The organism is Candidatus Hydrogenedentota bacterium (assembly GCA_018005585.1).
Lineage (GTDB): Bacteria > Hydrogenedentota > Hydrogenedentia > Hydrogenedentales > JAGMZX01 > JAGMZX01.
Map to the genome: position 1 here is coordinate 2,429 of JAGMZX010000039.1, position 11,598 is coordinate 14,026.

The following is an 11,598-nucleotide window of genomic DNA, read 5'->3' on the forward strand; positions in this document are numbered from 1 at the left end:
GCGCGGCGCATTGAACTGGACCTGACCGGAGCCAGCGTGCTCTGCCTGACCGCCACAATCGGCCCGGACACTTACAATTACGACCAGGCTATCTGGGGCGAGCCGGTGCTGACCGCGGCGGATGGCTCGCGGACGCCCTTGGGCGCGCTGACGCCCGCGGCCGCGAAGGTGGGTTGGGGCACGCTCTACCGCGACACCAATCATGCGGGCGCTCCGCTGAGCGTTGCCGGCCGGACGTTCGCGCACGGGTTCTGGGCGCATGCGCCCAGCGAATTGCGGTTCGCGCTGGACCGCGCCTATGTGGGCTTTGAGGCATGGGCCGGCATTGACGCGGGCGCGGGGACGAACGGCAGCACCGTGTTCCAGGTTATGACCGGCGAGGACCCGCTTGCGGCGACCTGGCCGGAAATCGAGCGGGATTTTCCGAGGGAAACGCGCTGGTTTGCCTCGGATTTCGGCGAGGACGGCAAGGCCCGCTGGTTCGGGGACGTCCCGGACGCCGCCGCGGCATGGGCGGTAATCGGCAAGCTGATTGAGCAGACGGGCGCCTCAGGCGCGGAATTGCGTGCCGAATACGAAACGATCAAGCACGTCGTGAATGCCCCGGCCGATGGGAAGGCGCTGGCGCTGTATGCGCGGGCAGCGGCGCTGCGGCAAACGAACCGGGACGCCGTCGCGCGGCTTGCGCGCGTCGATCTGGCGGCGCTGCGCCGCGCGATTGAAGATTTGGCGGCCGCATATCCCAAGGAATACCCCAACGGCGGCGCATATCTGGCGCAATTGGAGGCCATCGCGCCGCGGTTCGACGCGACCCGCGAGGCGGCCGCGCGCGGCGAACCGGATGCCCTGCGGGAGGCGGCAGAGATCATCGCTTTTCAGCGCGCCGCGTTGCTTGATAACCCCTTGCTCGATTTCGAGTCGGTGCTGGTGGTTCGGCGCGGCGACCAGAGTCCCGCGCTTGGGCTGCCCCACAACTGGCAGGGCAACTGCAGTCTGCCGCCTGGCGAATACGACAACGAAATCGCGCTGGTCCCGCTGCGTGACCCCGCCGACCCCGGCCGCGTGGTTTATCGGCCGCCGGACAAGCGGTTCGTTGGCGACGTGGACCTCCATTTCGACGCGGACCGCATCTTGTTTTCGATGCCCGACGGCCGCGGCAGACAACAGATCTGGGAAGCGCCTGTCGATGGCGCGCCGCCGCGTCAGGTCACTCGCGGCGAAGAACCGGACGTGGACAATTACGACGCGTGTTACCTGCCCGACGAGCGCATCGTTTATGGGTCAACGGCCTGTTACCACGGGATCCCGTGTGTTTTCGGCGGCGACGCCGTGGCCAACCTGCACATCATGAATGCGGACGGCAGCGGCAGCCGCCAGTTATGCGTTGATCAGGACCACAACTGGTGCCCGACGCTGCTGCACAGCGGGCGCGTACTGTATCTGCGCTGGGAATACGCCGACCTGCCGCACTCGAACAGCCGCGTTCTTTTCCACATGAACCCGGACGGCACGAGCCAGATGGAATTCTACGGCAGCAATTCCTATTGGCCGAACGGCATCTTTTTCGCACGGCCCATTCCGGACCACCCCACGCAGGTCGTGGGTATCGTTACGGGCCATCACGGCGTGCGGCGCATGGGCGAACTCGTGATCTTCGACCCCGCCAAGGGCCGCGGTGAGGCGGACGGCGCCGTGCAGCGCATCCCCGGCCACGGCAAACCCGTCAACCCCGTTATTCGCGACCGGCTCGTGGACGATTCCTGGCCCAAGTTTCTACACCCGTATCCGCTCAGCGGCAAGTATTTCCTCGTGGCGGCGCAACCCGCGCCGGACGAAAGCTGGGGTCTCTATCTGGCCGATGTGTTCGACAACCTGCTGCCCGTGCGCGAGGAACCGGGCCGCGTCCTTTTCGAGCCGATCCCGCTGCGCCCGGCGCCGCGCCCGCCGGTTATCCCCGACCGTGTGGACCCCTCCCGTCAGGACGCCGTGGTGTATCTGGCCGACGTCTATCGCGGCCCCGGCCTCGACGGCGTGCCCGCTGGTACGGTGAAGTCTCTGCGCGTGTTCGCCTATGTGTTCAGCTATCGCGGGATGGGCGGCCTGCTCGGCATGGTCGGCATGGACGGGCCGTGGGACGTGAAGCGCGTGCTCGGCACCGTGCCCGTCGAAGCGGACGGTTCCGCGCTGTTTCGCGCCCCTGCGTACACGCCCATCGCGGTGCAGCCGCTTGACGCGGAGGGCAAGGCGCTGCAGGTCATGCGAAGCTGGTTCACGGCGATGCCGGGCGAGACGCTGTCGTGCGCAGGTTGCCACGAGCGACAGAACATGAGCCCGCCGCCGCAGGTCACGCTGGCCTCGAGGCGTGTGCCGTCAGATATTGCGCCGTGGTACGGCCCCGCGCGCGGGTTCAGCTTCGCGCGCGAGGTGCAGCCGGTGCTCGACCGATACTGCGTGCCCTGTCACGATGCGGTTACGCCGCCGGACCTGCGCGGCGGTGACATGGTCACGGACTGGACCTCGGGCATCGCCGGGCACGCCAGCCCGGAACTGGGCGGCGAGTTTTCGCGGTCCTATGCGGAATTGCACCGGTACGTGCGGCGTCCGGGCATCGAGAGCGACATGCACCTGCTCAGTCCGATGGAATATCACGCGGACACGACGGAACTTGTGCAGATACTTCAGAAGGGCCACCATGGCGTGACACTTGACCGCGAAGCGTGGGACCGCATTGTCACCTGGATCGACCTCAACGCGCCCTACCACGGCTCCTGGCGCGAGATGCTTGGCGAGCAGCGGGTCGCCGCGGCCGCGGAACGGCGGAACGAATTGCGGCTCAAATACTGCCGTATGGAGGAGGCGCCAGAAATGGTCCCGTCGGCGCCCTTGTCCGCGGGGGCCGCGCTTGCGCCGCGGGCGGCCGCCGCGCAGCAAACCGGGGCTGCGCCCCCCGTGTTGCAGGATTGGCCGTTCACGGCCGAGGAAGCCAGGCGCAGGCAGGATGACCACGATGTGTCCGAACGGCAGGTCCTGTTGCCGGACGGCAGCGAACTGCGCCTCGTGCTCGTGCCCGCGGGCAGTTTCATCATGGGCGGCCCGGATGGCGAGCCGGATGAACGGCCCGCGGCCGCCGTGAGTATTGGCGCTTCATTCTGGATGAGTGTTTTTGAGGTAACCAATGCGCAATATGCCCTGTTCGACCCCGGACACGACAGCCACGTCGAATCGAAACACGGCTATCAGTTCGGCGTGCACGGCTATCCGCTGAATCAGCCGGACCAGCCGGTGGTGCGCGTGTCGTGGGAAGAAGCGATGACTTTCTGTGACTGGCTCACCGTGCACACGGACGGCAAGTTCGCGCTGCCGACCGAGGCGCAATGGGAGTACGCGTGCCGCGCGGGCGCCGCCACGTCTTTCCATTTCGGGAACAACGACGCGGACTTCGCCCCCTATGGCAACCTCGGCGACTTGGAGTTGCAGCGCCTCGCGAGCAACCCGTACTTGCTCGATGAGGACCCCCTTCCGAACCCGAACCGCTATGACGACTGGGCGCCCCACGACGCACGGTTCCGCGACGGCAGCCTCGTTTCCGCGGCGGTGGGCGCGCGCCAGCCGAACGCGTGGGGCCTCTACGACATGCACGGCAATGTCTGGGAGTGGACAAGCAGCCTCTATCATCCGTACCCTTATGACGCTGAAGACGGGCGCGAGACGCTGTTCGGCCGGGAGAAGCGGGTGGTTCGGGGCGGTTCCTGGTATGATCGCCCCCACCGCGCAACCGCAGCCTACCGGCTTGCGTACGCGCCTTGGCAGCGGGTGTTCAACGTGGGGTTCCGGGTCGTTTGTATCGCGGATGATGGAACAACGAAAACGGCCAAGATGGCAGGAGAAGTCGAGTGAAACGCACGCAAAGACTGCAAATGTTCTGGGGCATCGCGCCCTGCATCGTGGCGCTGGCCGCGCCGGGTCTGTTCGCACAGGACGCGCAGCCGTCGTATCGGTCGCCCGTCGCGGTCGCGGCGGATACCGCCGGCGCAACGCTCTATGTTGCCCAAACCGGCGCGGGCAGCGTCGCGGTTTTTGATAGCGCGTCGAGCACGGTTACGCGTGAGATTCCCGTGCCCGCTCCGGTGACGGGTCTTGCGCTGGCCCCGGACGGCCGTCTCTATGTCACGTGTGGCGGCGCCGCGGGCGCGGTCGCCGTCGTGGCGCCCGGCGGCGGCGCGGTCGAGCGCACACTGCCCGCCGGTCATACCCCGACCGGGCTGGCGCTGCATCCGAATGGGAATACGCTCTACGTCTGCAACCGGTTCAACAACGCGGTCGGCGTCGTGGACTTGGCCGTGGGTCAGCAGACGGCGCAGATCCCGGTCGCGCGAGAACCCGTCGCTGCCGCGGTCACGCCGGACGGCCAGTGGCTTGTCGTGGCGAATCACCTGCCCGCCGGGCCGTCCGACGGAGACTATACCGCTGCTGTGATTTCCATCATCGACACGGCCGCAAACGCCGAGGCGGCGCGCGTGCCCTTGCCGAACGGCAGCACGGGCCTGCGCGGGCTCTGCCTGTCGCCCGACGGCCGGTTTGCCTACACCGCGCACATCCTGGCGCGCTACCACCTGCCGACGACGCAACTGGAGCGCGGCTGGATGAACACCAACGCGCTGAGCATCATCGACGTGGCCGGGAAGAAGCTGGTGAACACGGTGTTGCTGGACAGCGTTGATCTCGGCGCGGCGAACCCGTGGGGCGTGGCCTGCTCCGCGGATGGGAAATTCCTCTGTGTCGCGCACGCGGGCACGCACGAGATCAGCGTGGTCGACCTCGTGGGCCTGCATTCGAAACTGGATCGCGTCGCCGCGGGCGAGCGCGTCTCCGAAGTCTCGCGCGCGCCCGAAGACGTGCCCAACGACCTCGCGTTCCTCGTGGATCTGCGCCGCCGCTTGAAACTCACGGGCAACGGCCCGCGCGGCATTGTGCTTGCCGGAACAAAGGCGTACGTGACCGAGTATTTCACCGATTCGCTGGGCGTGGTGGATATTGCGCCCGGCGCACGGCCAGCGGCCGCATCGCTGCCGCTCGGACCGGCGCAGGAGATGACGGTTGTGCGCAAGGGCGAGATGTTCTTCCACGATGCAGCGCTGTGTTTCCAGCACTGGCAGAGTTGCGCCAGCTGCCATCCCGACGCGCGCGTGGACGGACTGAACTGGGACTTGATGAACGACGGGCTGGGCAATCCGAAGAATACGCGGAGCATGCTGCTTTCGCACGAGACGCCGCCCGTCATGTCGCTCGCGGTGCGCGATACCGCCGAGACGGCCGTGCGGTCGGGTATCCGCTACATCCAGTTCGCCGTGCGTCCGGAGGAGGACGCCGTTGCCATTGACGAGTACCTGAAATTGCTCCGGCCCGTGGCGAGCCCCGTCACGCTGGACGACGCGTCCCGGGCCGCCGCGGAACGCGGCGCCGCCGTGTTCGAGCGCGCCGGGTGCGCCGCGTGCCACAACGGGCCCAACTATACCGACCAGCAGCCCTATGACGTGGGGATGACCAAAGGCCTCGACGAAGGCAAGCCTGTCGATACGCCGGCGCTGATCGAAGCGTGGCGGACTGCTCCGTACTTGTATGACGGGCGCGCGGCCACCATGAGAGACGTGCTGACGACGCACAATCCAAATGACCGGCATGGCGTCACATCGACCTTGACGCCGGAGGAACTGGCGGACCTTGAAGCATTCGTGCTTTCGAGATGACGGTCATGATCAATAAGGACAACAGGACTTTTCCAGGCGGCACCACCATGATGCGGCGCCTGCCGTCGGCCGTGGGGGCCGAGGTCTTCCTCAGCGGCGTCCCCGGCCAAGGCGAAGCGCCGGAAGCATTTCTGGCCAATCTGGTAGCGTCGCTCCGCGCACAAGAAATCCAGGTGGCCGCGGCGGAAGTGTTTGGTTCGCTGCCGCCCGATGCGCTGGCTGCTTGCGTGCCGGGCGACTGGCCCGTGACATGGGTGGTGGAGCCGCCCGAACGCGGGCAGGCCATTTCCGGCGTGCTGATCTGGGGCATACAGGGGGCCGTCGTGCGCCGCCTGCCCGGCGAGGGCCGCGTGGCCGGCAGCGTGTTTGAAGACGAACACGCCCTGTACTGCCGGTGCTCCGGAATCCTGCCCCGCAACCCGGATGCGTCCCCGGCAGAACAGACCGCCGAGGTTTTCGAACGGATGGAATCGGTCCTGGCCGAAGCGGACATGAATTTCGGCCACGTTGTGCGCACCTGGTTCTATAACCGGGATATCACCGCGTGGTACCGCGAATTCAACGACGCGCGCGACGAATTCTTCTATGCGCGGCGCATCTTCGACGGAATCGTGCCCGCGAGCACCGGCATGGGCGGCTGGAATCCGGCCGGTGCCGCGCTGGTTGGCGGCTGCCTTGCCGTGAAGCCCAAGACAAGCGCCGTGCAAGTCCGCCGCCTGTCCTCGCCGCTGCAGTGTCCCGCCTTTGACTACGGCAGCTCGTTCAGCCGCGCCGTCGAGGTGGATGAGCCCGAATGCCGCCGCATTCTGATCTCCGGCACGGCCAGCATTGCGCCGGAGGGCCAAACGCTGTACGTCGACGACGCCGGGGCACAGATGACCCAGACACTGCGCGTCGTGGAAGCCATCCTCACCTCGCGCGGCATGGGCTGGGAGCACGTCACGCGCGCGATCCTGTATTATAAACGGATGAAGGATTTGCCCGTGTTTGAACGGATAGCGGCGGGATTGCCCGCATTTCCCGCCATATTCGTGAACAATGACGTGTGCCGGGATGACCTTCTGTTCGAATTCGAGCTGGACGCTATCGAGGCAAAACAAACGGGGTAAGGGATCATGCGAACCGGGATGCTCGCTTTTGCGCTCGTGCTTGGCGCGCCGCTGCTTGGCGCGCAGGAAACGGCCGCGCCGCGCTGGACCGCAAAAGAAGTGCGCGTGGTGGAAGGGTTCAACACGCCGGAATCCGTGTGTCCGGACGTGGACGCGGGCGTGGTGTATGTGTCGAACGTCGAGGCGCTGGAAGGTCAATACTGGAGCAACGACCGCAAGGGCCACATCTCTCTGTTGACGCCCGAGGGCGGGATTTCGCAGGCGCGCTGGCTGGACAGCACGGCCGAATCGGTTATCAACGGTCCCAAGGGCATGTGTCGTCTTGGCGACTATCTGTACTTCGCGGACATTTCGCGCCTGATGCGTATATCAACGGAATCGTCGGGCGCAGCGCCGGAGGAAATCCAACTGCCGGAAACGCGGATGCTCAATGACCTGGCTACGGACGGGAAGTACGTCTATGTCTCGGATACCGGGTTGGGCCGCGTGTATCGTGTAGATGAAACGGGCGAAGTGACGCGGTTGCCGGCGCTGCCCGGCGCGAACGGGCTTGCCTTCCACAAGGGGCATTTGTTTGGCGTGAGCTGGGACCAGCACGAAGTCTTCGAACTCGATCCAGACGGCAAGGAGCTGGCAAGACCTTTGGGGCTGGCACAACACTTCGCGAGCCTGGACGGGATTGAAGCGCTCGACGATGGCTCCCTGATTGTGTCCGATTTCACGGGGAACAAGGTCTGTGTCATCAGCCCCGACGGGAAGACGGTCGGCACGCTCGTAGAACTGGAATCGCCGGCGGATATCGGCCTGGACCGCAAGCGCGGTCTGCTCTATGTGCCGCAGTTCATGAAGGACCGCGTGGTTATCTGCCAATTGACGCGGGAATGACCGTGGCGGGCCTCACCGGGCGGCGCGCAAGGTGTAGACCCGTTCGTGCAGCGCGCGTGCCGCGTCTATGAGTTCCGGATAGGGTGCATCCGCGATGCTGACCAGCCCGATGTTGAAATTCTCCCCGTCGAGGCTCCGTCCCGTGACAGGCTGGTCGAAATACTGGAACCAGTGGCAACCCACGAACATGGGATGCCGCGCTACGCTCTCGACGTAGCGCACATACGCGGCGGCACGGGCCCCCTGGTTATCCGTTGCCTGCAAGCCGGCGTGGAACATGCCGCGGTCCAGCGCGCCGAAGTGGAATTCGCCAATCAGTAGGGGCTTGCCGAGATCGCGGTACTTGTGCGCGTCGATTTCCGGCACGTACGCGTTGATGCTGACCACGTCCGCCGTTTCGGCGCAGGCGCGCAGTGCGGCGGGCGGACAGTATGCGGGCGTGAACCGGCAGCCCAGATACAACTGATGCGGCGCGAATGCGCGCAGCGCGCCCGCGACCGCGTCGAAATACGTGCGCGCGAAGCGGTACTCAAACGCATCGAAGTCGGTCTTGCAGGCGTCATTTGGGGCGCGCGGCGGTTGCAGGCTGTCCCAGTCCGCCGCATCCGTTTCCCAGGCCGCGTTGAGTTGCTCGACCGTTGCGTACTTGGCCCGCAGGTCTTCTAAGAATGCTGCGCGCGCGGGCTGGTCCGGCGGGCTGGCAAGCGCCCCGCGTGCGATGCCTGCCCAGGACATCTCGTTGTCGACGAAGTATCCGATAACGAGGGGGTTATCGCGGTAGCGTTCCGCGAGGCTGCGGAGCGCTTCATGTGTTTGCGGCGCAAATGCCGGGTCGAAAACATCGGTCATCTTGCCCCAGTAGCCGGTGCTGCCTGCGATTGCGCGTGGCCGGGCGCTACCGCCGCAGACCGTGAAAGGGATCGGGCTTTCCGCGAGGATGCCGCCGTCGGACCAGTTGCCGACCGTGTTCCAGCCCCAGGCGCGCAGACGCGCGAGCGCGCGTTCGCGGCTGCGGACGGCCCAATCCTCTCCGTATGCGCGAATCAGGTTGGCCATGAAGTGATTCAGCGTGTCGCCGGTTCCGTTGATCGCCTCTGCGCGGCTGTGGACGCCGCTCGTGCGGCCGAGGCAGGCCGCAAAAGGGCCGTCCTTTTCCGGCAGCCACGCGAACCAGCCGTCCCGGCCCGTGATGAACGTGGCGTCCCCGGGCCGCACGCAGTTCACGCCAATCGAGAAGAACAACGTGCCTTCGGGCGTCACGAGCCACCATTTGCCGTCAACCTGCGCCGTGCGGAACCATCCGGTCGCTTCGAGACGGGGCCCGTCAGCCCAGCCGCCGAAGCGGTCGCGGTGCGGCAGTTCAGGCGCCGCCGCGAGCATTGCCGCCTCGCGATCATGCGCGGCGCGGAGTTCCGCCTCGTCGTGGATTTTGCCCGGCCAGTCTGCGTGCATGAACTGCCCGAACGCGTCAATAAAGGGATGCGGACAGAGGAGCCCCGCGCCACTGCCTTCGGTGAATACCCGCGGATTGCCCAGCAGCAGGCGGACTCCGGCGGCGGAGGCGTTCAACTCCAGCGCGACGCGATTCCCGGTCACGGGGCGGCGGCGCGCCTGGTCCTGCATGTCGCCGGTTTCCATGACCGGGCCGTAGAGCGGGATGCCCTGCATGCCCCAGTACGGTCCGGCCGTCATGTTGTAGAGAAAGAAAGGAACCGGCCGCGCTTCTCCCGCTGCCAAGGTAATATTTCCCCGCAGTCGGATGCGCCGTCCTTCGGCGTTGCGGCCATCCACGCTGACAGAGAGAGACAAAGGCGCATCCTGAGGGTTCTTCAAATCGAAAAGGATGCCGCCCATCTTTTCCCAATCCCAAGGCCCCTGCGCGGCTTCAAACACGACTCGCGCCTTGCCCGGTTGCCCGCACGTGACCTCCAGCAGATATCCGGCCCCTTCAGGCCGCGACACAATGCGGCCATCAGCGTTCCATAGAGTAATCTCGTCCGGCAATCTTTCGGGCGTAAATATGACGAAGGGGCTGACAATTGTGCACTGGACGGCAGGTGATAATGTCACGGCCACAAGGCACAGGAAGACGAGTTCAGGCATTCTCGGAAACATATCCTGTCCTTCTGGTTCCTTTGGTCCTTAAGGCCCTTGTCATCGCCGCAAAGGTCCGCCTCACCCATTACCCCGGTCGAGACGGTCTCCCGCCAACGGCGGCGAGGCGCTATAGCACGCATCGAGATCGACCACGTGAAGGCCCGCGCGAGTTTCACGGTACACGCCTTTCACTTGATAGGCGACCGCGTCCATTGTGATGATGCCCACCGCCATTTCCGCGCCTGACGGCAGCCCTTTCAACCATTGGCCGGCGCGCGGATCGGCCAGTAGCAGGCGACGTGCTCCCGAGGCGACGCAGGGCATTGCCGCGAAGGCGCGGGGAGAACCCGATGCATCCCGGAACGCGACGGCGCGCACCGCGGTCAAACGCCGGAACTTCTCCTGCACACGCGGGGGCATGATTGATTCCTCGCGCGCAGGAACGCGGCGGAGGCCCGCAAGCGCGCGAGCATAGAGGTAGCGTCCTATCATGCCCGCCTGCGTCAGGTGTTGTTTCTCGGATACATCCTCGATGAGGATGATGCCCGCGGCGCGCACACTCGTGTATGCGTTGTAACGGAACATGGGGGAGCGGTTGATCGCGTCGATGCGCGGCCCCTGCGTTTCCCAGCCCTCGAACCGGCCCCGAACGCTCCAGCTCTCGAAAGCGTCGTTTTGTACGGCCACGCACACTTCCGGACGCGCGTCGAGATTCGCGCGCGTCTTGTTCATAAGGAATTCGCCGAAGATGAGCGTAGTTTCGTCGAAAGGCGTGATCGAGATTACCGGCACGCAATTGGGCCGGCCCTGCGCGTCGAGCGTGGCCAGGAACTTGGGCGTAAACGCGCCGGACAGCGCCGCGCGCAGACCGCCTTCGAGCATCATGCTTCCCACTTTGGACCCTCAAACCTGCGCGATGCAGGTTCAGAACTGGTGCGTCTCGCGCGCGATGATTTCGTCCTGGATTTCCTTGCCGAGATTCACGAAGTAAGCGTTGTAACCCGTCACGCGCACGAGCAGGTTGCGGAATTCCTCCGGCTCCCGCTGTGCCTGCCGCAGTGTTTCCGCATCGAGCAGGTTGATCTGCAGCGCGGTGCCGCCCTCGCGCACATATGCGCGCAGAAACGCGGCGAGTTTGTCCAGCCGCTCCGTGTCGCGCAGCAGCGACGGCGACAGCGACATCGTGTGCGATGCGCCGTTCGGAACGGTTTCAAGGCCGAGCCGCCCCACGGACCGCGCCGCGGCGGTCGGGCCCTGGCGGTCCATCCCGGCCACGGCGGCGACCCCGTTCGAGAGATATGTGCCGCGCCGGCGTCCGTCGGGCGTGGCGGCCGTCAGCGGCGCGTACGCGATGCCGTAGTTCCACGAGAGATATCCCGCGCGGTAGCGTTTGCCCGTCACAGGCGCGCGCAACGTGGCGGCTTCTTCGCTCCACCAGCGCGTGAGGTCGTGCGCCATCTGGTCCGCCGCAGGGTCGTCGTTGCCGTACTTCGGGGCGGTGTGCAGCAGTTGCTGGCGCAGGCGCTCCTCGCCGTCGAAATTCTTTTCAATCGCGCGCACGAGCGTGTCCATCTGCACCTTGCCCGTCTCGAACACGAGGCGTTTCACGGCGAGGAGCGAATCCGCCGCCGTGCCGAGCGCGATGCCCTCGACCGTGATGAAGTTGAATCGCGCGCCGCCGGCGGTGACATCCTTGCGCTGCCCGATGCAGCCGCCCACGAGCGCGCTCAGGTATGGCGTGGGCTCGTAGACCGCCCGGA

The 11,598-nt window shown here is 65.9% G+C and carries 7 protein-coding genes; 4 read left to right on the plus strand and 3 right to left on the minus strand.

Annotation, left to right across the window (positions count from 1 at the left end):
- The 4 genes from KA184_08790 to KA184_08805 all read left to right on the plus strand — a co-directional run.
- A partial coding sequence (locus KA184_08790) for an SUMF1/EgtB/PvdO family nonheme iron enzyme (protein ID MBP8129667.1) occupies positions 1–3,897 on the plus strand: 3,897 nt, incomplete at its 5' end.
- Complete coding sequence (locus KA184_08795) at positions 3,894–5,747, plus strand: c-type cytochrome (protein MBP8129668.1); 1,854 nt, start codon at positions 3,894–3,896, stop codon at positions 5,745–5,747. The genes KA184_08790 and KA184_08795, both read left to right, overlap by 4 nt.
- 5 nt (positions 5,748–5,752) lie before the next feature.
- On the plus strand, positions 5,753–6,856 hold the full coding sequence (locus tag KA184_08800) for a translation initiation inhibitor (protein ID MBP8129669.1): 1,104 nt from the start codon (positions 5,753–5,755) through the stop codon (positions 6,854–6,856).
- A gap of 6 nt (positions 6,857–6,862) precedes the next feature.
- Positions 6,863–7,741 (plus strand): hypothetical protein, encoded by an 879-nt coding sequence (locus tag KA184_08805; GenBank protein MBP8129670.1) that lies wholly within the window; start codon positions 6,863–6,865, stop codon positions 7,739–7,741.
- Between the two features lie 12 nt (positions 7,742–7,753).
- Here the strand turns inward: KA184_08805 and KA184_08810 are convergent, their stop codons facing one another.
- The 3 genes from KA184_08810 to KA184_08820 form a co-directional block, all read right to left on the minus strand.
- Positions 7,754–9,844 carry a beta-galactosidase gene (locus tag KA184_08810; GenBank protein ID MBP8129671.1) on the minus strand — a complete coding sequence of 697 codons (2,091 nt, stop codon included), beginning with the start codon at positions 9,842–9,844 and terminating at the stop codon, positions 7,754–7,756.
- A gap of 72 nt (positions 9,845–9,916) precedes the next feature.
- Entirely contained in the window at positions 9,917–10,732 is an 816-nt protein-coding gene (locus KA184_08815) for a pyridoxamine 5'-phosphate oxidase family protein (protein MBP8129672.1), read from the minus strand.
- A 30-nt stretch (positions 10,733–10,762) separates the two neighbouring features.
- Positions 10,763–11,598: hypothetical protein (locus tag KA184_08820; protein ID MBP8129673.1), on the minus strand; the 836-nt coding region annotated here is incomplete at its 5' end.